The organism is Micromonospora sp. NPDC005205 (genome assembly GCF_040608275.1).
In the GTDB taxonomy this organism is placed as follows: domain Bacteria; phylum Actinomycetota; class Actinomycetes; order Mycobacteriales; family Micromonosporaceae; genus Micromonospora.
Genome location: NZ_JBEXHV010000012.1, coordinates 64,288 through 86,639 on the forward strand (window position 1 = coordinate 64,288; position 22,352 = coordinate 86,639).

A 22,352-nucleotide genomic window follows, 5' to 3' on the forward strand; every position below is an offset into this window, starting at 1 on the left:
GTACGTGACGCCGCCGCTGGCGTACCCCATCCGTGATCAGATTCAGGGTGCTCAGCTCTTCGTCGTCGCACCACCGGCCCTGGTTGCTCGGCAGTCCCTCGGTCGCACTCATGGTGGGGCAGAGGCCAAGGACTCAGCCCTCAAGGTAGGCGAGTACCGCCAGGATGCGGCGGTTGTCGTCCTCGGAGGGCTTGAGACCGAGCTTGGTGAAGATGCTGTTGCTGTGTTTGCTGACGGTCTTCTCGGTGACGAACATCCGGGCGGCGATCGCAGCGTTCGAGCGGCCCTGCGCCATCAGGGTGAGGACCTCATGCTCGCGTGGGCTCAGCTCCAGGAGCTTAGGGTCGGTGGAGCGGTGGGTGAGTAGCGCACTCACCACGTCGGGGTCCATAACGGTGCTGCCGGTAGCGACCTGCCGGACACTGGCGACGAACTGGTCGACGTCCGTAACCCGGTCCTTCAACAGGTAGCCCACCGCGCCCGCGCGATCCGACATCAGCTCCCTGGCGTAGATCTGCTCGACATACTGCGAGAGCACCATGATGGGCAGCCCTGGAATCTGGCGGCGGGCCTCGATCGCGGAACGCAACCCCTCGTCGGTGAAGGTCGGCGGCAACCGCACGTCGACGATGGCGACGTCGGGGCGGCGCGTCATCAGCGACCGGATCAGCGCGGGGCCGTTGTCAACGGCTTCCACGACCTCGAATGAATTGGCCCGCAGGATCCTGATCAGGCCCTCGCGGAGTAGGGCGAGGTCCTCGGCTATCACGATACGCACGGCAGCGACATCCTCACCTCGGTAGGTCCGCCCAGCGGGCTGTCAACGGTCAGCGTGCCGTCGAAGGCCGCCAGCCGACGGACGATGCCACGCAGGCCCGTGCCGGAATCGATCGAAGCACCCCCACGGCCGTCGTCGGACACCAGCATCGTCAGTTCCCCGGCAGCGCCGCCCAGGTGGGGTGCGAACTCCACGGTGATCCGGATCTGCTGGGCCTGGGCGTGCTTGACGGCGTTTGACAAGGCCTCGGCGACGGCGAAGTAGGCCGCGGACTCGATCGGGGCCGGCAGCCGTCCGGATAGGCGGGTCACCACCGTGGTCGGGATCGGATTGACCAGGGCCAAGGCCTTCAGTGCGCCGTCCAGGCCACGGTCGGCCAGTACCGGCGGATGGATGCCTCGTACCAGGTCGCGCAGCTCGGTCAGGGCGCTGGAGGTCGACTCGCGGGCCTCGGCCAGCAACTGCTGGACGGCCTGCGGATCCTTGGGCAGTAACTGTTCGGCCAAGCCCAGGCTCATACCCAGCGACACCAGCCGGGCCTGCGCGCCGTCGTGCAGGTCGCGTTCGATTCGGCGCAGTTCACCGGCCTGGGTGTCGACGGTCTCAGCTCGCGAGGTCGCCAACTGTTGGACGCGGGCCCGCAGGCGCGCCTGTTCGGTGGGGCCGAGCAGAGCGCGGATCACCCGAGCGTTGAGGTTCGCGAGGCGCACCGCAGTGACGTACCAGAGCAGAAGGAAAACCGGACCGAGCGGTACCAGCCCGAACGACTGCGCGACGCTGTGCAGCCGGAAGCCCTCCCCCATTGGAGTGCGGAATACCTGAGGAGGCGTCAGCTGATAGATGAGCGGATAGATCAGGTATACGACTCCGAAGACGAAGAACAGCAGCGACAGTCCGCAACTCAACCAGAAGGTGATCGAGTTGACCACCAACCAGATCCAGTCCCGCCACGTCGCCGGGTCGCGCAGGATCGTCCAGAGCCGCACCGGCCACCCGGCGTCCGGCGTCAGCTGATAGGGCCGGGCGGGCACCGGTTCGCCGAGCCGGTCGGCGGACCACTGGCGGTGCAGGTCGGCAAACCAGCGCACCAGTACGGTCGCGAGCAAGGTCAGGGGGACTCCGGCGCCAAGCGCGGTGATCGATATCGAGGTGATCCAGAGCGTGGCCAACACGGCACCTAGGACCGCGCCCGGCAGCAACACCAGTGACCAGCCCAGCAGGCTCATCCGCTGGGCCAGCGCGGAGCGCGGAATCGGACCGTTGCGAGCGACGCGACCCGGCCCGGAGTCGCCCCGCGGGGGCGAGGAGCCGCCGGGAAGGGCGGTTCCGCTGTAATCGGTCATCTCACTCCAACATTGCGCATCGTGCCGAATAGCCGGGCGCCTGGTGATTCACAGCGGCCGGCGATCCGCACTTCCCCACGATTGGTTCCGCCACTTCGCGTGGAACCCAGCGACCATGGTGTCCGTCTGTGGCCCACGGAGGCCGGCACCGCCGATCGACAGCTCGATCGATCGACACCCGCGCACACGTTACCCATCGCGTAAGCAGTTCCGGCCCGCTCCCCGAATCTCGACCACCACCTCGCCGTCATCGGGATCCGGACCGTGTGGCTTGTCGCGCTCGCCTGAAGAGCTGCCCGGGTCATCGGCAGCTGCGCCACAACGAATTCCGAGTCGGCCGGACACTCCCTGCTCGCTATAGCGGGCCCTATCCCTCTCCGGCACTATGGCCGTTACTTGACGGTGGCGGTCATCTGTTCGATCTCCTTGAGCACCAGGGCGGGCTTGTCCTGGAAAATGTCGTGAGAGCTTCCCTCGGCGATGACGAGTGTGCGGTCGGGCCCCGCCTTGGTGAACAACGCTGCTGCATCGCGCCAGGCCTGAGCGTCCTGCGGAGATCCGTCGAAGGGTGTCTTGTCCGACACGACATAGATGACGGGGACGCTGTCGGGCCAGGAAACCTTGTGGTACGCCTGGTGCGTGGGACCGAAGTTGTCGGCCGTGGCGATGAGCTGGCGGTTCGCCTTCGTCGACGGCGCGTTCTTGAGTTCTTCGATCTGCGGCGTGGTTAGCGCGACGAGGCGTTGGGTCTGGGTGTCGGTGAAGAATTGCGGCACGTTGGCATCGATGAGCACCGCCCCGGAGACAACGCCGGGGTTCGCGAGGACGAAGTAGTGGGCCACCTCTCCTGCCTGCGAGTGGCCCGCCAGGACCACGTTCTGGGTGACGCCGAGTTCACGCAGACCTGCCTGCAGGTCGGAGGCCGCGGCCTTGGGGTCCCATGGGCCCTTCACCTCCTCGCTGGCGCCCATACCGGCCCGGTCATAGGTGATGATCTGCGATCCGGTGGCCTGCGACAGCTGCGGCACCAGGGCATCCCAGTACGAGGAGTCCTCGCCGCCGCCGGCGTCCAGCACGATGGTGGGAGAACCCCCGGGCGTGACGTGGAAGGCAAGCTGATGCCCGTTGTTGGCGATCATATGCAGGCCCGCTGCGGGGGCCGCACGTGCCGGGCCGGCCGTGTGTGGCGAGGTCGAGGGAACCGCGGCTACCGAACTGGCCGCGGGTGCGGCCTTCGGCGCCGCCGAGTCATCACATCCGGCGACTGCCGCTATCACGGCGACGGGAAGGACGAGGGCCAGGGCGGCCCGATGAAACCGGGAGATCTTCTGCGTGGTCATGGAAATGAGCTTCCACGGTTTCTGGATCTTGATCGATCCTGCTACCACCCAGTCGGGTTGGGAGTTACCCCTACCCTCGCCAGGGGCAGATCAGAACCCGTCAGGCAGGGTGGCCGGGCACACCAGCGCCCGCCGGTGGGTCGGTCAGCAGGTGGGTCCCGGTGGACCAGATTCCTGGCTGATCACCGCCAGCCGGCCGCGAACGTCCCAGCCGTGCAGTTCGAGGTTCAGGTCGCGGTTTGAAGAGTTGGGCATCATCGCGGGCTTCGCCGCGACGCTGTGCGCGCCCGTCTTGCCGCGTACGCCGGTAAGCAGCACCCCGATCGAGGCAGCCGACGATCGATGCCGTCTTTGATCCCTGCGACTCTACCCATGCGTTACGGGTATAGGTTGGCGGGATGGACATCGTTGCCGCGTGTCGGGCCTTCGTCGCCGTCAGCGGCCACGGCAGCTTCACCTCCGGTGCCGCAGCGGCGGGAATCCCCCAGTCGGTGGCCAGCCGCCGCATCGCCGCTTTGGAGGAGCACTTCGGGTCGCGGCTGTTCGACCGGACGTCCCGCGCGGTCCGGCTGACCCCGTTCGGGCGGGACATGCTGCCGACGGCGCGACGCCTGGTCGACCTTGCCGACGCCATCACCGACGACGCCGAGCGGGCCCGATTGCGGCCGCTGCGGGTCGCCGTACCCGAGATCTGCCCGCCGCACCGCCTCGCCGCCCTGGTGGCCGCGGCCCGGCGGCAGCGGATCCACCTGGAGGTGCGGCCGGCCGGTCCGCAGGAGCGCGAACAGCTCTGCCAAACCCTCGAGGTCGGTGCCGGGATCGTGGCGGTTCCAGAGGCGATGGCACCCTGGCGGGTGCCGCTCGGGCTGGCCGCCCGGACTCCATTCCCGGCGCCGACGGTGTTCCTGGAGACGCTGCGCAGCGGCCGAGCCCGCTCGCAGGCACGCCGGCGGATCCTGATCCAGCCCGAGGACGACGTCGCGCACCTGCGGGACCCGCTGACCCGCGCCGGCCAGTCGGCCGGCCTGGCACCGGCCCAGGTGTCTATCGCGCCATCCCTGGTCGACGCCGCCGCGGCGGCCCTCGTCTCGCCCGACCTGCTGCTCTGCTCCCGCCAGCAGGCCGAGGACTTCACCCTGCACTGGTGCCCCCTCGCCGGCCCACAACTCCTCCGGGGTTACGACGTCGCCGCCGGCGTACCCGAGGACCTCGCCCGCCTCCGCACACTCCTGTACGCGGACGTCGCGCGATGCCTGGGCGCGACCGGGGATGGCGCAACCGGTGCCAGCTCGACAGGAGATGCCTGATGAGCGCCACCGCTGTCGTCCGCAACGCGCGTGACCTGCTGGACGAGGCAGGACTGCGCGGCGCTTTCCTCGTCCGCGACCTCGACACCGGCCAGGAGATCGGCTTCGACGCCGAAACCCTGTACCCGTCGGCGTCGCTGGTCAAGGTGCCGCTGGCGGTTGCCGTCCTGGAGCGGATCGGGCGCGGGGAACTCGACCCGGCGACGCCGGTCGAGGTCACACCCGGTCGGATCACCACCCCCGGCCCGACCGGGCTCAGCCGCTTCCGCCATCCCGCGCGGATCTCCGTGGACGACCTGCTCTACCTGAGCACCGCCGTCAGCGACGGAGTTGCCGCCGACGCCCTGTTCCACCTCGTCCCGCCGGCCGCGGTCACCGCCGAACTGCGGCGACTGCGAATCGATGGCATCGCCGTACGGCACCGGGTCGGCGACCTCGCCGAGACGCCGGCGGAACGCCTCGGCCCCGACGACGTGCACCTGGCGCATTCCCTGGCCATCGGCGCGGCTACCCCCGGGCAGGGCCATCCCGTCGCCCAACTCGACGTCACCCGCGCCAACGCCGGGTCGGCACGGGCCTTCGTCGACCTGCTGCACGCCCTCTGGCGGCCCTCGACGATCCACGAGACCACCGCCGCACGGGTACGCGCCCTGCTGGCTGACAACCTGCACCGACAGCGACTCGCCCCCGACTTCACCTCCGACGCGTCCCGCTGGTCGTCCAAGACCGGCACCCTCCTGCACCTGCGCCACGAGGTCGGGGTGGTAGATCACGCCGACGGGCAGTCGTACGCCATCGCCGCGCTCACCGCCTCCCGGGTGCCCGCCGCTGCACAGCCCGGCAGTGAGGCGACGATGGCCCAGGTCGCCCGGAACCTGCACGACCACCTGCGGACGGGCACCCTGCCCTGGTGGAGTTAGCGGGCGTCGCTGGTGGTCCGGGCTCGCCGCTCGCGCAGCCAGACCAGCACCACCATGGCGACGTTGACGGCACCGAGGATCAGCAGCGTCGCGTCACCCGAGTCGGTCGACCGGTCGATCGCGTAGGGCTGGCCGTCCGCCATCACCGTGTTGACGATCCCGAACAGGACGTTGTTGGCGACGTGGAAGGCAACCGGCGCCTCGATGCCGCGACTGATGATCGCCATCACGCCGGTACTGACGCCGATGAACGTGTAGTAGCCGAACAACCAGGGGTCGGCCGACCCGTGGACCACGGCGAAGCCCAGGCCGGAGACGACGAGCCCGACGACCAGGGCGGGACGCACCGCACGCACCCAGGACGCCGCGGCGGGCAGCACGGCACTGCGGAACATCAACTCCTCGCCAGCGGACTGCAGCGGCGTACTCAGTACGGTGACCACCAGCACCCCGATCGTCGTGCCGGTGACACCGAAGGCGGTCCAGCCCGGGGAGTCGGGCGCGACCAGCGCCACGGCACCAATCCCGGCACCCACAAGCAACGCCGCTCCGATCAGGTAGTACGTCAGGCGGCGGGCGTCGAAGGCTCGGGGAAAACTGATCAAGCTCCGCCACGGCACCTTGGCGATCCACACCAGGAGCAGAATCGCCAAGACGCCCGCCGCGCCGATGCTGATGTTGATGGCCAACAACTTCAACGGCGTGAAGTCGGCCGACATCGGGTCGTCGCTGCCCTCGATGACGCCCACGACCTGGTAGAGCACCACCTGGAGAAGCAGCATCACCAGCGGCGGCACCAGGATGACCACGAGCGGCTTCCACCAGCTCATGCGCAGGTGGGCGCCGAAGGGCCGGGAACTGTCGACGGCCGGCCCGAATTGCTCCGACGTCAGGACACCCGAGCCTCTCGCGTCAGAGGGGCCTGGGCGTTCCACCCCTACCCAGGGTCCGTCGGATCGTGGCGCGCTCATCGGGGAGATTCCTTTCGAAGATGCCGGACATCCCATTCCAGCGCGGACCGCGTCCGGCGTGCAGTGCCACCGTGTCACCACCTCACCGTGACATTTCGACATAGGCGTTCCGACCGCCTCAGCGGGCGAGGTCCGCCGGTGCGGGTGGGAAGTCGATGCGCGGTCTGCCGTGCATCGCCGCCGCCAGGCTCTCGTAGACCGGCGGATTGATGCCGTCGCGCTGCTGGTGCCGCATGTTCACGGTGGTCTGCGGCCAGTCCGGGTCAGTCAGGATCCCGGCCACCGCGTACTGCTTCGTCATCGCCACCATGGAGGCGTAGTTCTCCAGGTCGGTGGTGCCGGTCTTGCCGGCGACCGGAGCGTTCACCGTGGTCTTCACCTGCGCGGCCGTGCGGCTGCCGCCGCACCTGCTGGTCGCGGAGTTGTCACCGACCGGGCAGCGGGCGACGTCGACGGCAGCGCGGGCCACGTCGGTGCCGACCCGCTTCTCGCAGCGCGGCTCGGCGATGTCCAGGCTCCTGCCGTCTGGGCCGCGGATCTCCTGCACCGGAGTCGGCGCACACCAGGTGCCGTCGGCGGCAAGCGTCGCGTACGCGTTGGCCAGCTCCAGCGGGGTCGTGGCGGAGACGCCAAGGGTGAACGCGCCCCAGTCATGGGCGGCCGTCCGGTCGTCGGCCCACCGCTCCTCCCGGTCGACCCGGAACTGGATGCCGAGCCGCTTGGCCACGTCGACCACGTTCTCCGCGCCGACCTGCTGCTGCAGCGGGACGAAGTAGGTGTTTGTCGACCGGGCGAACGCGCTCCACATGTTCAGCACGCCACCGGCCTTGTGGTCGGCGTTCCTGGGGCAGTAGCGGGAGGTCCCGGGACACGCGGTGGGACTGGCGGGGTCGATGACGTACTCCGAGCGGAACCGCTGCGGCGCGTCGACGGTGTGGCTGAGGGGTATACCCCTCTCCAGGGCGGCGACGACGGTGAAGATCTTGAAAGTCGAGCCGGCCTGGTAGCCGGTGATGCCGTCACCACCGGTCAGTAACGGGTTCACCGTGTTGGGGTAGTTTCCCAACCGGTTCTTCGATCGCTGTCCCGGGTCGCTGTGGGGTTTGTTGACCGGATTTTGCGGGTCGTCGATCCGGAAGGCGCGGTTCACCGCGAGGGCGCGGACGCGGCCGGTGCCGGGTTCGACCACGGCGACCATAGCGGCTTCCCTGGCGGTCTCACTCTTGGCCTTGCGTACGGCCCGGTCGGCGCCGCGCTGCGCCTGGACGTCGAGGGTGGTGACCACCCGGTAGCCGCCGCCCTTGAGCCGCCGCTCCCGGTCGTACGCGGTGGCGCCGAACTCGTCCTGGGACATCCACCAGCGGTAGAAGTAGTCGCAGAAGAAGCCCCAGCGCTTCTCGTTCGTGGCGACGCAACCGTTCGGAGAGCGCTGGTCCCTGACCACCATCGGCTGCGCCTTCGCGGCGTCGGCCTCAGGCTGCGTGACGGCGCCGGTCGTGACCATGTTGTCGAGCACGTAGTTGCGCCGCTCCAGTGCCAGCGGACGGCCGCCGCGGGTGGTCGGGTCATTGGTGGTGGGTGCCTTCACCATTCCGGCCAGCAGCGCCGATTCCGCAATGCTGAGCCTGCTCGGCGGCTTGCCGAAGTAGACCTGGCTGGCGGCGAAGACGCCGTACGCACCGTTGCCGAAGGAGGCGATGTTCAGGTAGCGCTCCAGGATCAAGTCCTTGGAGAACTCCTTCTCGACCTGGAGCGCGTACCGCACCTCGCGTAGCTTGCGGGCGGTGGTGTCCTCCGTCGCCGCGACCACGTCGGCCGGGTGGTCCGCCGAATACGCGAGGGCGAGCCGCACGTACTGCATGGTGAGAGTCGAGGCGCCCTGCCGGTCCCGGGCGCCGGAGGAGTTGTTGACGAACGCGCGGGCGACACCGGCGAGGTCGACCCCGTTGTGCCGATAGAAGTCGTGGTCCTCGGCGGCGATGATCGCCGCGCGCGTCACCGGCGCCACGTCGCCCAGTTTCACGTCGCGCCGATTCTCGTCGTACATGGTGGCCAGCGGGGTCTTGCCGTCGGCCGCGAGGAGGTAGCTCAGCTGCGGCGTTCGGGCCGCAGTCAACTCGCTCGGCAACGCACCGAAAGCCCTCGCGCCGGCCTTCGCCCCCATGCCGGACAGCGCCAACGGAGGGAAGGCAGCCGCCGCGACCACCACGCCGACCAGCAGGCCACAGACGATCAGCGACCGGGTGTTGTTCAGGATTTTGCGCCTAGACATGGGCATTGGGGGCAACCTCGATTCACACGGGTGCAGCAGGCAAGCGGGCGTCAGCATGCTTCCGCGGCGGGCCGACAGGCCGTCACAATGCGGTGATGGCGACCTCGGCCGCCTGGGCGATCAGGGCGTCGTCGTAGTCGGCGTCCTTCTCGTCGCGGCTGGACAGCACCGCGAGGACGATCGGCGCGCGGTCCGGGGGCCAGATCACCGCGATGTCGTTGCGGGTGCCGTAGCCGCCGGCACCGGTCTTGTCCCCCACGACCCAGCCGTCGGGCACACCGGCGCGAATCAGCTCGCCGCCGGTGGTGTTGCCCTTCAACCATCCGTTCAGCACGTCGCGGTCCGCCGGTTCGAGGGCTTCCCCCACGGCGTACGCCCGCAGGTCCTGAGCCAGGGCCGCCGCGGTGCTGGTGTCCCGCCGGTCACCCGGCCTCGCCTCGTTGAGCTCGGTCTCGTAGCGCGCCGGATCGGTGACCTTGTCCCCCACCTCGCGCAGTTCCTTCTCGAACTTCTGCGGTCCGCCGAGCTGGCGCAACATCAGATTGCCGGCGGTGTTGTCGCTGTACCGCACGGCCGCATCGGCGATCGCGCGCAGCGTCATGCCCTCGGCGACGTGCTGCTCCGTGATCGGCGAATAGGTCACCAGGTCGTCCGCCGAGTACCGGACCAGCCGGTCCAACTCGGCGTCGGTGGTCTCGTCGAGGACCTCGGCGGCGGCCAACGCCTTGAACGTCGACGTGTACGCGAACCGCTCGTCGGCCCGGTATCCCACCGTCCGGCCGGTGCCGGTGTCGATCGCGTAGACCCCCAGCCGCGCGTCGAAGTCCTCCTCCAGTCGCCGGAACTCATGGTCCCGGTCGGTGGCGGTGGACGCGGTGACCGTTACCGCACGGTCCCGCGTCCGCTGTTCAGCGGCATCGGTGGGGCCGCAGGCCGCCAGGGACACCGCCGCCATTGCGGCCACCAGACGGTGTGTCGCAAAAATCATCATCGCTCCTTGTCGGTGCCGTCGGTCCGGCGCCGGCGGCACCGGTCGGACAGGAGTCGACCCTGGCAGGGATCTGGCATGCGATCGAAGACGGAACTGACGATGTTCATGCTGATGTGGCATCGTTGGCACGGCGCGGATGGTCCTGATCGAGATCAGGCCGGTGGTGCCGGGACGCCGTCCGGGGCCAGGGTTCCCCGGGCACCTGCCGGTCAGGAGCTGGGTTCCGCGAAGGGACCGTCGGCGCTGAACGCCCGCTGCGCGAAGCGTTCGGCGATGCGCCGGTGGGTGGCGGTGTCCGGATGGAGCTGGTCGGTCAGCGGCAGCTCGGCGAAGTCAGCCTCGCCGTAGAGATCGAGGCCGTCGAGGTGGTGCAGGTTCGGATCGCCGGCCCGCGCTGGGCGGTGATCCGCGCCAACTCGTCGCGGATGATACCGAGGGTGAGCTTCCCGCTCGCCCGTTCCGCCGGGTCACCGGCGGCCTGGAAGCGCACCTGTGATCCGGCGAGGTCGAACGCACCGGGGGCCGGGGTGTCCTCGTGGATGGGGCAGTAGATCGGTGACACCACAAGCAAGGGCGTGGTCGGATGGCCCTCCCGGATGGTGTCGAGGAAGCCGTGCACGGCCGGGGTGAAGGCGCGCAACCGCATCACGTCGGCGTTTGAGGTTGATGCCGATCTCCACGCTGATGAAGTCTGCCGGCGTGTCACGCATCGTGCGGGCGGTGAACGGGTTGCTCTCGTGGTGCGGCAGCCCTGCGCGGCCCGGATCCGGCGCGCCGCGCTGCGGGAGGTGATCCGCACGCTCTGCGCGTTCCAGTTATGGGACAGCGGTTCACCAGGGCTGACGCAGACGGCCAGCACCGTCCGCGCTGACCTAACCGTCGCCGCCTTCCGGCTGCTGAGACGCTGCGCTCGCTTCAGCCCTGATAGCGGCTGCATCCACGGAGGAGCTGGCGGTTGACAGGACCACCAGCTCCTCCGGGCCGGGTTCAGATTGAGCAGGTGGGCATCTTTTCCGGCAGTTTGAGATCAATGAGATAGTCCGAGGCGATGGTATCGACGCACTTGTTCTTACCGGAGGACACGACGGTGTGTCCCTCGCCCTCGACGGTCAGCAGGTCGCTTCCGAGGGTTTCGGCAAGCTTGATGCCACCTTGGTGTGGGGTGGTGGGATCCCCCGTGATCGAGATGACCAGCGTGTCCGGCAGGCCCTTGACGTTCTGCGCGTACGGGATGCCGAGCGTCGGCGGGGCGGGCCAGAACTCGCATCCGTCCCGGGCGCCCGCAAAGGGGTCCCCGCCGGGGTTCATGAAGGGTGCAACCTTGTAGGTCTCCGCGCGCAGCCGAGCGGCGTCGGCCGGGCTGAGGCGCTGCTCGTCCATACAGTTGATCGCAAACGCCGCCTCGGTGAAGTTGCCGTTGACCGCCGATTCGGGCTCGCCGCCTTCGAGATCGTACGTAAGCTTGAGCAAAGTGTCGCCGCTCCCTTGCCGTACCTCTGCGAGGCCGCTGACGATGGTGGGCCACTTGTCCGGGCTGTACAGGCCCGCCATCACTCCGCCGAGCGCGGTGTCGAAGTCGAGCTTCTGGTCGAGCGCGGGCACCGGCTTGTCCCGCAGCGGCTGGACGATCTTCTGGAAGTTCGAGGTCCACGCCTTCGGGTCGGTCCCCAGCGGGCAGTCTGCCGTCTTCGCGCACGTGGCGGCCATTGCGTCGAAGGCGCCCTGGAAGCCCCCGTATGCGGAGAGCCGGCGCTCGATCGTGCCCAGGTTCGGGTCGAATGCGCCGTCGAGGACCATTGCCCGTACCCGCTGCGGGAACTGCTCCGCGTACACCGCACCCAGCCGGGTGCCGTAACTCTGGCCGAAGTACGTCAGCTTCTCCTCGCCGAGCGCCGCCCGCAGCACGTCCATGTCCCGAGCGGTCGTGCGCGTACCCATCTGGGTGAGCGCCTCCTTGCCACCGGAACCCTGGGCGCAGCGCTCGAGCACCGCGCGGGTGTCCGCCTCCGTCAGCGAGGCGGTCATGGTCAGCAGCGGAAACACCTCGTCGCCCCGGCTCGTGCCGCCCTCGGTGTAGCAGTCGGCAGCGGGCTTCGTCGCGCCGACACCGCGCGGGTCGAAGCCGACCACGTCAAAACGTTCCGTGATGCGGCTCTTCGTCATCCCAACTCCGCCGACGCCCAGGGCTCCGAGGATGCCGGAGCCGCCGGGACCGCCGGGGTTGAACAGGAGCGAGCCCTGCGACTCACCCCGCGCGGAAAAGCGCAGGACCGCTACGGTGGTGGCGCTGCCCTGAGGGTCGTCGTAGTTCAGCGGCACGCTCAGCCACGCGCACTGCGCCTGCGCCGGAGCCTTTCCGAAGATCTCCTTTTCGCGCTCGCTGGTGGCGAAGTCAGCGCAACCCTGCCACGCCAGCTTCTGGGTGTAAAACCGCTGCAGCGCGGCGTTGGACGCGCTCTCGCCCGGATCGGGATCACCGCCGGGCGTACACGCCACGACCGATACCCCGCAGACCACCAGTGCGACAAGCGCGAGACCAAGCCTCCGCAAAATCGGGCGGCCGGTACCGGGCAGGGGCGTACTGCTCATGCTGTGGACTCCTTCATCGCGCTGCTTTCCAGTCGAGACTTGTCTTGATCGCACCTGGTGGTCGCGACCGGCGATGGCTCTGCGTTCCCGCTGCCGTCGAGGCTCACCCTCCGGGATCGCCCGCCGAACTCCTCCCGGAACAGCTGTCGATCACGAGCCAGCGGTGCTGGCGGAAACATCGACGCGTGCGCGACGCCCAGCGCCGACCCCGGACGACGTTCCGATGAAGCCGGCCTTCGCCTCCCTGGGCGCGGCCCGGATCGCATCCAGGGCTTGTGCCTTGTTCGCGGTCGTCGCGTGGCGGCTCGATGCTGCGAAGCCTTCATACCTCCATGGCACCAGTCGCCGCAGCCGCTCGGCAGTGGCGCTATGTCACGCCGCTGCGTGACGTGGCGTCACTGTTCGCGGTGTCGGACTTCACGGACAATGGTCGGCTACCTTGAGACTGCGATTCACTGAGTCGACGCACCGGCGAGCGCTGCTTCGACCAGAAGGTTCGGAATTATCCGTTTCACCCCTGAATGGCCCGTATTCAGCGGTCGGTCGGGCGGCGGGTATGACCGCACGTCAACGCGCCGGCGGGTAATCCCGAGTCAGCGGCTGGGCTCGGCAGTCTCTGCGGTTTCCGCCAATCTGGGGGGACGGCGGGCCGGGCAGACCCGGGCGGTGCGGTGCGGCCCGCTGGGTCACCCGCGTCCCCGGTCTGGTTAGCACACTCCGATCCAGCGCCTGAAGGCACGACGACACTGCTTATCCGGCAGGAGCCCGCCACCCACAACGAGCCGGCGACACGGATGAAGCAGGCGCGGCGGTGGCTTGGCGGCGACGTGAGCGCTGCCTGAACGGGGTTCTGCGCTGCACGCCGGTCGTTCCGCCAGACCGGTGGGGCGCCGGCCGGGAAGGGCGGCGAGCCTACGCGTAGTCATTCCAGGTAGCAGTAGATGACCATGGTGTGTGGCTCGTCCACGCCCACGCAGATTGAACCCGAGCCGGTTGTGATCACGACGCCGCTGCACCACGAAGAACGGCGCCTTGACGTTGACCGCGAACAACTCGTCGAAATCGGTGCTCCCTCGCGTGATGTCCCGCCAAGGAGCACTCATCGGTCGGTACCGCGCTGTTCAGTCCCGGCGCTGCCAGAAGAGCCGTTCCTCTTTGTCAGGGTCGTAGGCGATCCTGCAGTCAGGGTCGATCCACATGGTGGCCCGGTCCTTCGGCGTGTAGGCGGGCCATTTGGGCACGCCCCTTGCGGTGGGGTGGCCGTAGTGGGCGAAGCCGGCCCACAGAGCGCTCATGTGCCGGGCGGTCGCCCGCTTGCCCGGTAACTGGTCCACGCCGACGTTGGCGAACTTCATCGGGATGTCCGAGGCGTGCGGCGAGCCGAGCGGGAAGCCGGTGCCCGGCACCACGGTCGGATCCTGGTACGCGAGCTGGTACATGAACACCGGTGCGGCGTGCTGCGCCGCCTTGGCCTCCGCGATCTTGATCGCGTCGCGCCAGATCGGTGAGGTGGTGATCGCGAAGTAGAGCTGGGCCGGTGTCGCTTCCGGTCGCGACCGGCGGAACGTCGCGATGATCCGGTCGAGTTCGGCGCCCTGGTAGGTGCCGCTGAGCCGGCTACGCAGGCCGGCCTCGTCGATGCGGAAGACGTCGGGCGGCCCGAAGAAGCTGAAGAACACCGTCTCGTCGCGGCAGGTGCCAACCATCAGCGGCTTACCGCCCGACCACGGCGGGGCGCCGTCGTCGAAGGGGTGCCGCGGGATGACACCTCCGTCGACGAAGGCGCCGAAGCCGGGTAGCGGGTCGGGGTCACCCCAGGGTGCGACGCCGTTCGCGGCCTCGGACACCTGAATTTCGAGCAGGCGCGCGGCCGGGATGTCGGAGAGCTTCGGGATATCGTTCTTGGTCAGCCCCAGCAGGTGAAGCGTCCGCTCGGCACGTGCGGTGGCGCCGTCGCGGGTGGGGAAGCGCAGCGGGGCGGCGCTTTCGACCGAGGCCTTGTGGAACAGCCGGGCTGCCATGGGCATGGTGTAGACGGCGGCGGTCTTGGCACCGCCGCCGCTCTCACCCCAGACCATGATGTTGTCCGGGTCGCCGCCGAAGTTGCCGATGTTCTCGCTGGTCCAGCGCAGCGCCGCGACGATGTCGAGCATCCCCTGGTTCGCGGCGTAGTCGCCGTCGGCGAGATCGCCCAGGAACAGATAGCCCAGCAGGCCCAGCCGGTGGTTGGACTCGACCACCACCACGTCGTAGAGCTGCGCGAGACGGGTGCCGTCCTGGCCCGTGGCCGAGCCCGAACCGATCATGCAGCCGCCGCCGTGGTTGTAGAACATCACCGGCCGCCGCCTGCGGTCGGCGGCGGGGGTCCAAATGTTCAGGTACAGGCAGTTCTCGGACGGTGCGGGCATGCGGCCGTTTCCGGTCGGACCCATCTCACCGCCCACGACCTGGAACGCCGGGTTGGGGAAGCTGACGGCGTCGCGAACGCCGGACCATCGTACGGGCGGCTTCGGGGACTTGAACCTCAGCGTGCCGAGCGGCGGCTGGGCATAGGGCACGCCGAGGAACTTGATGATGCCGTCCTCGCGTTTCCCACGCACCTTGCCGTAGCGGGTTGCCGCCACGTCGCCTCTCCCGTGTCCGCGAGCGTGTACCGGCGACGGCAGACTCATCGCGGCGACCGCGGACAGCGAACCGCCGAGCATCGTTCTGCGGGTGATTCTCGAACTCATCAGACCTCCCGGTTCGGCGCCGCCCGGAGCGTCAGAGCCCCGGGCGGCGCATGGCATCAGGAACCAGTGCGCACCGTGAAGGAGTGCGACCCGGACGGGACGGTATAGACGACGTACGTACCTTCGGACCGCTGGAACAGCGCACGGTTCGATGCCGCGACGAGACGCTTGTCCGCCGCTGGCATCCATACCTCGGCTTGGGTGTTGGCGGGAACGGTGACCGACAGCGAGAAGCGACCGTCCGTCTTGGTCCACGCCGATCGGGCCCATCCGGCCGGGGTCTGGTAGGAGCCGCTCGCCTTCGTCAGGTCGCCCACGGGTTTCGGCTTGAAAACCAGCCGGTCGTACGCCGTCGAACCCGGGGCTGCCTGAATGCCGGCGATGCCGGCGTGGAACCACTCCTCGATCTGGGCCAGGATCATGTGGTTTTTGGAGTCGCCGCGGTTCCAGCGCTCACCCATGGTGGTCATGCCGCCCGGGTTGGCCGGGGTCGACTGCATGAAGTAGCCGTAGCTGGGCTGGTCGTCCTGTTGCAGCGCCTCCCACAGCACGTCGTCACGGTCACCGTTCATCAGCGCCCGCACGATCGGACCCATGCCGATGGTGCCGCCACTGAAGTGCGGACCGGTACCGTTCGGGTGGAAGGCGTAGATCAGCTCGACCAGCGCGTCGAGGACCTTGCCCCGGCTGCCGGTCGGCACCAAACCCGCATCGAGAGCCAGGGCCTGCGCAGCCTGAGTGGCGCCTTCGGTGCCGGCGTTGCCGGCGGCGGTGTAGCGACCGAGCGACTCGTTGAAGAATGCCCGGTTGAACGCCGCCTTGATCTCGTCGGCGAGCGCCGCGTAGCGGGTGGCATCGGCGGCGTGGCCGGTCAGCGTGGCGATCTGGGCCATCGACTGGATCGTCAGGTAGTAGCCCCAGGTGCCGGTGATGCGGCCGGAGGTTGTCTCAGCGCCGACCCAGTCGGCCAGGGCCGCGTCGACGAAGTACCCGTCCACCACCTTCTGCCGCTGGATGTAGTCGACGAAGAGCACGAGCCGGTCGTAGGACGCGCTCATGGTGGCGGCGTCGCCGTAGAGCTGGTGCAGGATCGACGGGACGAGCACGATCGCGTTGCCCCAGTTGATCTCGTCGCCGAAGCGGCCGCTATAACCCCGAGTCGTAGACCGGGGTCTTCAACGCGACGTTGCCCGCCATCGGAGTGTCGGCCAAGGACTGACCCTCCACGAGGTGCCGCATGGTCGTGCGCATGTAGGCGTTGAGCTGGAAGTCGCGGTGGATCGCGCCCATCGGCATGGTGTAGTCCGCCGGGTAGGACAGTTTCTCGCGACCGGGGCAGTCGGTGAACACGCTACTTCGTCGCTGACTGGGCCGGCGAGACATCACCGGAGCTGTTCGTCCGCGCGTTGCAGTTCCAGACCACTCCGGTCGTCACCGCCACCGTCAACCCCGCGACACCCAACGGCGCCAATGGCTGGCACGTGGGGGACGTCACGCTCGCGGTCAACGGTGCGACCAGCGGCCTCTGGACCGGGCAGTACTCCACCGACGGCGGCGCTACCTGGGTCACGGCCACCACCCCGATCAGCACTGACGTCGACGGCCGGATCAGCTACCGGGCCATCGACAGGGCCGGAAACACCACGCCCATCGGGCACCTCCGGCTCAAACTCGACCGCACCGCGCCCAGCGTCGCCGTGACCGGGGTAACCGACGGTGCCACGTACGGCGACTCCACCACTCCCCGGAGACCGACGTGGACCGTCACCGACGCCACCTCCGGGGTGCAACATCGCTCGATTGCCGCGGTGCTCGACGGGAAGGCGCTCCGGCGTGGCAGCGTTGTCGACTTCGCCCAGCTGCCACTGGGCAGTCACACGCTGACGGTCACCGCCGAGGACAGAGCCGGCAACACCACCGTGCACGCCGTCACCTTCACCACTGCCACGTCCTTCACCGATCTGCGCGCCCTCATCGACCGGTACCGGAGGGAGTGGGCCATTCCCGCGACGCAGGCCCGCGAGCTGGACCGCAGCGTACGAGCGGCGGACTCCGCTGCCAGGGCCGGCGACCCGGAACAGGCGGTCAGGCACCTCAACACCTTCCTCGCAAGCGCCGAAAAGGTACGCAACCCGCGGGTACGGGCCGTGCTACTCCGCGACGGCCGAGCCCTCGTCGCCGAGCTCACGCACGTCGACCGGCGAGCTCGTCCAGCCGCAGCATTCGATCTCGACGCTGCGGGGGGGGTAGGGACGCCGGCCGTGCGCGGCATGAGATCTCGAGTCCCTGACCGATGGTGCGGTGCCTGGGGCCGGCTGGGCCAGTCGAGGGGCCGCATCCCGGGTAGCACCTACCGGACTGCCGTGACCGGACCCTGGATGGAAGACGCTGTAGTGCAGGACCTCGATCGACCCGAGATCCTGCACTACCCGTTTCAGGGGCGGCGGTCGTGCTCTGGCTGCCGTCCATCGACCGGACCGACGACGAGCCACCACCAACAGCGCCACCACCGCCGTGACGACGAACGCCGGCTGGCTCAGCGGGTGAAGGTGTCAGTCGGTGTGGGCTTCGATGGTGGCGGTGATGGCGCCTCTCATATTCGCGATGCGGGCGGCGGCATCACCGTCCAGACGACCGATGATGACGATGCCGGGGTAGTACGACTGATCGCCGTAGTAGAAGACGAGATCGTTACCGGGGGCGTAGTACCCGACATCTGCGACGTCGGGGTCCGCACCGTCTGGTTGGCCGTCCAGGGACAGCGGTGAGGGCAACCGGCCGGTCTTCTCCACCGAGCCGTGATCGGTCATGTCGATGGTCAGTGGCAGCTGGGCGATGAGGTCACGGCCGGCGGCACTGTCGAGGATCGTGGCCTGAAAGCGCCGATTGCCGACGGTGATCTGGATCTTCATTCGCACGTCCTGGTCGGATGAGGTGTCAGTGCCGCTCGGCTGTGGCGCAGCCTGCCCTGTGATCGATGAGTCCGGTGCGTTGCTGGGTGAGGTCGATCTGAGTGGTTGTTCGGCACCGGTGTCGCCGGGTCGAGCGTTGCCGCCGCAGCCGGCAACAGCCAGACCGACGACCGCCAGCAGTGCTGCTGCAAGGACGCTCGTGCGTGGAACTGGCATGTCGCCTCCATGGGTCGGGTGAGATTGCCAGAATGAGGGGGTCGGTCATGGCCCGCACCGCCCCCATTCTTGGACCGCCTCAATCACATCCGGCGTTGCTCCGGCCGGTCGATCGGTGACCGGGCAACGGCCCCTGTGGCCCTGCATCCGGCCCGCCTACGGCAGACAGGGGTACACCCACCATCAGACGGCGGGACCCGCTGGCAGGACGTCAGGCGCGGCGGACCGGAGACGACGCTGCTGTGGCCGTGGACCCGGACGCGCGCCTCGGACCAGGTTGCGATGTGAGTACGGGAGCGAGCGCTGGTCGCGACTTCCGCGCCTCAGAGGATGCCGAAGCGCGAGATTCAGGGCACCCAGTGATGCAGGTGTTGCAAGGTCTAGAAGGCGATGAGGGCCTTGAGGACCTCGCGGTCGTCCATGGCGCGGTAGGCCGCGGGGACCTCGTCGAGCGCCACCGTACGGTCGAAGACCTTGCCCGGATTGACGCTGCCGTCGAGGATGCCGGGCAGCAGGTCCGCGATGTATGCACGCACGGGAGCCGGGCCGCCGTTGAGGGTGATGTTGCGGCCGAACAGGCTGGCGAAACCGATCGGTGCTTCCTCGTACTGCGGCACCCCGACGCGGCTGATGACGCCGCCCGCGCGGACGATGCCGACGGCTTGGTCGTAGGCGGGCCGGAGGCCGACGGCTTCCACGACCTTGAGCGCACCGCCGTTGGTGAGGTCGCGGACCCTGGCGATGCCTTCGTCGCCGCGCTCGGCGACGACGTCGGTGGCGCCGTACTCGCGACCCAGGTCCGTGCGGACCTCATGGCGGCCCATCAGGATGATCTGCTCAGCGCCGAGCTGCTTGGCCGACAGCACCGCGAGCAGGCCGACCGCGCCGTCGCCGATGACGGCTACGGTGTCACCGGCGGTGACGTTGGCGCGTCTGGCGGCGTGGTAGCCGGTGCCGTACACGTCAGCCAGGGTCAGCAGCGAGGGCAGCAGCTCGGAGTCGATGCCGACGGGCAGCTTGACCAGCGTGCCGTCTGCGAGGGGCACGCGGATCAGCTCGGCCTGCGCGGCGCTGAAGAAGCCGAATTCGGTGTGTGCGCAAGCGGTCTGCAGACCCACACGGCAGAACTCGCAGGTGTTGTCCTGGTACGAGAACGACGCCACGACCAGGTCGCCGACCTTGACGCCCGCCACGTCGGAGCCGATCTGCTCGACCGTGCCGAGGAACTCGTGACCCATCTGTACCCCCTGCTCCGAGGCGGGCATGGAGTGGTATGGGTGCAGGTCACTGCCGCAGACACAGGCACGTACGACACGCACAACCGCGTCGGTCGGTTCCTGGATGGTCGGGTCGGCGATCGTCTCGACGCGGACGTCGCCCGCGCCGTACATGAGGGTGGCACGCATAGTGGTAGTCCTTAGGGCTGCGTTGGGCGGTGGATCAGTGCTGGTTCGCGAGCAGTTTGTCGAGGACCGCGCCGGCACGGTCGGCCTGGGGCTCGCCGACCCGCTCGCGCAGGACCGTGATCAGACCCCGCAGGTTCTGCTCGGTCAGGCCGGTGTTGAGGGCGATGCCGAAGTGGGACCGCAGCTGACCCTCGACCCCGTCGAGGTTGGCCAGGGCCGCGACAGTGGCGATCTCGCGGCTCTGCCAGTCCAGGTTGTCGCGGCCGAAGATGTCACCGAACAGGTGTCCCTTGAGGAACTGGTCGATGGCCGGGGCGAAGTCGAACAGCGGCCCGGTTACCGGTGCGCCGGCGAGCTGGGTCTGGTTCTGCGCGCCGAGCTCGACGCTGTTCTTACTGGTGGGCAATGGTGTCGGCTCCGCGCCGACCTCGTCAGTGATCCCCTCCGCGCGGCGCTGTTCGAGCAGGTCCATGAATGTGCCGAGGCCGTTGAGGCTGCGCGGGAAGCCCGCGTAGGCGTACATCTGGATCAAGATCTCGTTGATCCCGTTGATCGTCAGACCGGCGTCCAACCCGTCGGCAAGGGCGTCGCGCAGCTGCGGGAGCTGGCCCGCGGCAGTGAAGGCTCCGATGGCCGTCATCGCCTGCTGCCGTGGAGTGAGATCGCTCACTGCTGGTTCGCCTTCTCGTACAGGTCCTGAGCGACCGGCTCGAGCCACGTGGTGGGGTCCCCGCCGTCCGGCTTGGCCTCGAGCAGGGCCAGATGGCTCATGAACGTGTCGGCGGCGGCACCATGCCAGTGCTCCTCGTCGGGCGGGCAGATCACGGTTTCGCCCGCGTGGATGCGGACGACAGATCCGTCGCGGGTGGCGACCAGGCCGACACCCTCGGTGACGTGCAGGGTCTGGCCGACGGCATGCGAGTGCCAGTTCGATCGGGCGCCGGGAGTGAACCTCACAAGTGCGGCTGTCATCCTCGACGGCCCGGTGCCGTTGTAGATCGGCGTCAGGTAGACGTCGCCGGTGAATGCTTCGGCGGGCGTCTTCACGGTGGGCCGGACGGGCTGCAGTTCCATGCTGTCCTCCTCTGGCGATGGGTTCACTCATAGAGAACGCCCCAGTTGACACCGATGGGAGGGTTTGCCGTAACAGGTAACGACAGAACCCCCATGCGACGAAGGCGTGGCCGTAGCGTGGTTGTCATGGACACCCAGGACGACGTTCGTGAGTTCCTGGCCTCCCGGCGCGCCAGGATCACCCCCGAACAGGCCGGGCTGCCCTCTTTCGGCGGCACCCGTCGCGTCGCCGGGCTGCGCCGCGCCGAGGTCGCGATGATCGCCGGGGTCAGCCCCGACTACTACACCCGCATCGAGCGCGGCAACCTCTCCGGTGTCTCCGACAGCGTGCTGGACGCCATTGCCCGCGCCCTGCACCTCGACGAGGCAGAACGCTCCCACCTGTACGACCTCGCCCGCGCCGCCAACAGCAGCCCGCGCGTCAGGCGCCGGCCGACCAAGCAGCAGCAGGTTCGGCCCGGCGTGCAGAGCCTGCTGGACGCGATGACCGAGGCCCCCGCATTCGTACGCAACGGACGCCTCGACATTCTGGCCGCCAACCGGCTCGGTGAGGCGCTCTACTCCCCCGCCTTCGAGGCCACCACGCGACCGGTCAACCTGGCTCGATTCTGCTTCCTCCACCCGGCCGCCGACGAGCTTTACCCCAATTGGGATGAAGCCGCCAACACCACCGTCGCGCTGCTGCGCACCGAAGCCGGGCGCGACCCGTACGACAAGACGCTGAGCGACCTGATCGGCGAGCTCGCCACCCGCAGCGACGACTTTCGCACCCGCTGGGCCGCGCACGACGTGCGCCTGCACCACACCGGAGTCAAACGCTTCCAGCATCCGGTGGTCGGCCGGCTCGAGCTGGCCTTCGAGGCGATGCCACTACCGGCCGACCCCGGCCTCACCCTCACCGCCTACAGCGCGACCGCAGGCACCCCCGCCGGCGACGCGCTCCGCATGCTCGCCAGCTGGGCCGCGACCAAGCCGTCCACCGCGGCTCCAGCAAGTCAGTGACGGTGTCACCAACTCGTCGTCCACCGGATCGGGTCTGCTGCACCGATAGGTGACATCTGAGATGGCTTGCCTTGGTGGCGGGCTGGAAGGATGTTGCTGTGCCCAAGCCCTACCCCCGTGAGTTCCGCGATGACGTCGTGCGGGTGGCCCGTGACCGGGACCCTGGCGTGACCGTCGAGCAGATCGCGAAGGACTTCGGAGTCCACCCAATGACGCTGTTCAAGTGGCTGCGAAGCCGTGTTGTTGGTAACCGGCCTCGGCCTGATCAGCAAAGCTCACAGGGACCCGGTGATCGATCCACGGGCCGGCCGAGACCGTCACCCGATGAGTACGGGTCGCTGTGCTGGTAGGCGGACCGGACGGCCCGATGCGCGTGTTGGCGTAGACGAGGCGTGCCCAGCGAAGCGCACCCACTCCGCTGCTGGCCACTGTCGTCCTACCCGCTCGCAATCGGCATTACCAGGGAGTCTGCGCGCTGGAGGAGCGCGACAGCGACGCC

General features: G+C 68.6%; 19 protein-coding genes and 1 pseudogene. 4 read left to right on the top strand and 16 right to left on the bottom strand.

Annotated features, from left to right (window positions below):
- Positions 1–133 precede the first annotated feature (133 nt).
- The 4 genes from ABZU43_RS21725 to ABZU43_RS21740 form a co-directional block, all read right to left on the bottom strand.
- The gene (locus tag ABZU43_RS21725; protein WP_355008294.1) at positions 134–778 is read right to left on the bottom strand and encodes a response regulator transcription factor; all 645 of its coding nucleotides are present in this window, start codon (positions 776–778) and stop codon (positions 134–136) included.
- Positions 766–2,004 carry a sensor histidine kinase gene (locus ABZU43_RS21730; protein WP_355008295.1) on the bottom strand — a complete coding sequence of 413 codons (1,239 nt, stop codon included), beginning with the start codon at positions 2,002–2,004 and terminating at the stop codon, positions 766–768. Before ABZU43_RS21730 ends, ABZU43_RS21725 begins: the two co-directional genes overlap by 13 nt.
- Positions 2,005–2,513: 509 nt before the next feature.
- Entirely contained in the window at positions 2,514–3,461 is a 948-nt protein-coding gene (locus ABZU43_RS21735) for an alpha/beta hydrolase (RefSeq protein ID WP_355008296.1), read from the bottom strand.
- A 144-nt stretch (positions 3,462–3,605) separates the two neighbouring features.
- Positions 3,606–3,779 (bottom strand): hypothetical protein, encoded by a 174-nt coding sequence (locus ABZU43_RS21740; protein WP_355008297.1) that lies wholly within the window; start codon positions 3,777–3,779, stop codon positions 3,606–3,608.
- An 80-nt stretch (positions 3,780–3,859) separates the two neighbouring features.
- Here ABZU43_RS21740 and ABZU43_RS21745 point away from each other — a divergent pair, with 80 nt between their 5' ends.
- Both ABZU43_RS21745 and ABZU43_RS21750 read left to right on the top strand, forming a co-directional pair.
- A complete protein-coding gene (locus tag ABZU43_RS21745) occupies positions 3,860–4,768 on the top strand; it encodes a LysR family transcriptional regulator (protein ID WP_355008298.1) in 909 nt (302 codons plus the stop codon).
- Complete coding sequence (locus tag ABZU43_RS21750) at positions 4,768–5,688, top strand: serine hydrolase (RefSeq protein ID WP_355008299.1); 921 nt, start codon at positions 4,768–4,770, stop codon at positions 5,686–5,688. The genes ABZU43_RS21745 and ABZU43_RS21750 overlap by 1 nt, the downstream gene beginning before the upstream one ends.
- Here the strand turns inward: ABZU43_RS21750 and ABZU43_RS21755 are convergent.
- The 12 genes and pseudogenes from ABZU43_RS21755 to ABZU43_RS21810 form a co-directional block, all read right to left on the bottom strand.
- Positions 5,685–6,518, bottom strand: a complete 834-nt coding sequence (locus tag ABZU43_RS21755; protein ID WP_355008300.1) for a CPBP family intramembrane glutamic endopeptidase — start codon at positions 6,516–6,518, stop codon at positions 5,685–5,687. The genes ABZU43_RS21750 and ABZU43_RS21755 overlap by 4 nt on opposite strands.
- A gap of 271 nt (positions 6,519–6,789) precedes the next feature.
- Positions 6,790–8,937, bottom strand: a pseudogene (locus tag ABZU43_RS21760) (transglycosylase domain-containing protein); the annotation flags it as partial.
- Positions 8,938–9,013: 76 nt separating this feature from the next.
- Complete coding sequence (gene bla, locus ABZU43_RS21765) at positions 9,014–9,919, bottom strand: class A beta-lactamase (RefSeq protein ID WP_355008301.1); 906 nt, start codon at positions 9,917–9,919, stop codon at positions 9,014–9,016.
- Positions 9,920–10,235: 316 nt separating this feature from the next.
- Positions 10,236–10,568 (bottom strand): hypothetical protein, encoded by a 333-nt coding sequence (locus ABZU43_RS21770; protein WP_355008302.1) that lies wholly within the window; start codon positions 10,566–10,568, stop codon positions 10,236–10,238.
- A gap of 341 nt (positions 10,569–10,909) precedes the next feature.
- Positions 10,910–12,511, bottom strand: coding sequence for an alpha/beta hydrolase (locus tag ABZU43_RS21775; protein ID WP_355008303.1), 1,602 nt, complete (start codon positions 12,509–12,511; stop codon positions 10,910–10,912).
- 1,121 nt (positions 12,512–13,632) lie between these two features.
- Complete coding sequence (locus tag ABZU43_RS21780) at positions 13,633–15,300, bottom strand: carboxylesterase family protein (protein ID WP_355008428.1); 1,668 nt, start codon at positions 15,298–15,300, stop codon at positions 13,633–13,635.
- Positions 15,300–16,349: an alpha-L-rhamnosidase C-terminal domain-containing protein gene (locus ABZU43_RS21785; RefSeq protein ID WP_355008304.1), complete on the bottom strand. Its 1,050-nt coding sequence runs from the start codon at positions 16,347–16,349 to the stop codon at positions 15,300–15,302. Before ABZU43_RS21785 ends, ABZU43_RS21780 begins: the two co-directional genes overlap by 1 nt.
- A 40-nt stretch (positions 16,350–16,389) precedes the next feature.
- Positions 16,390–16,593, bottom strand: a complete 204-nt coding sequence (locus ABZU43_RS21790) for a hypothetical protein (protein ID WP_355008305.1) — start codon at positions 16,591–16,593, stop codon at positions 16,390–16,392.
- Between the two features lie 1,202 nt (positions 16,594–17,795).
- Positions 17,796–18,371 carry a cyclophilin-like fold protein gene (locus tag ABZU43_RS21795; protein ID WP_355008306.1) on the bottom strand — a complete coding sequence of 192 codons (576 nt, stop codon included), beginning with the start codon at positions 18,369–18,371 and terminating at the stop codon, positions 17,796–17,798.
- A gap of 380 nt (positions 18,372–18,751) precedes the next feature.
- A complete protein-coding gene (locus tag ABZU43_RS21800; RefSeq protein ID WP_355008307.1) occupies positions 18,752–19,777 on the bottom strand; it encodes an alcohol dehydrogenase catalytic domain-containing protein in 1,026 nt (341 codons plus the stop codon).
- Positions 19,778–19,811: 34 nt separating this feature from the next.
- Positions 19,812–20,447 carry a carboxymuconolactone decarboxylase family protein gene (locus tag ABZU43_RS21805; protein ID WP_355008308.1) on the bottom strand — a complete coding sequence of 212 codons (636 nt, stop codon included), beginning with the start codon at positions 20,445–20,447 and terminating at the stop codon, positions 19,812–19,814.
- Positions 20,444–20,851: a cupin domain-containing protein gene (locus ABZU43_RS21810; RefSeq protein WP_355008309.1), complete on the bottom strand. Its 408-nt coding sequence runs from the start codon at positions 20,849–20,851 to the stop codon at positions 20,444–20,446. The genes ABZU43_RS21805 and ABZU43_RS21810 overlap by 4 nt, the downstream gene beginning before the upstream one ends.
- A 126-nt stretch (positions 20,852–20,977) precedes the next feature.
- On the opposite strand from ABZU43_RS21810, the gene ABZU43_RS21815 reads away from it, so the two are divergent.
- Together ABZU43_RS21815 and ABZU43_RS21820 are read left to right on the top strand one after the other, a co-directional pair.
- Positions 20,978–21,853 (top strand): helix-turn-helix transcriptional regulator, encoded by an 876-nt coding sequence (locus ABZU43_RS21815; protein ID WP_355008310.1) that lies wholly within the window; start codon positions 20,978–20,980, stop codon positions 21,851–21,853.
- Between the two features lie 98 nt (positions 21,854–21,951).
- Positions 21,952–22,203 (top strand): transposase, encoded by a 252-nt coding sequence (locus ABZU43_RS21820; RefSeq protein WP_355008311.1) that lies wholly within the window; start codon positions 21,952–21,954, stop codon positions 22,201–22,203.
- Positions 22,204–22,352 lie beyond the last annotated feature (149 nt).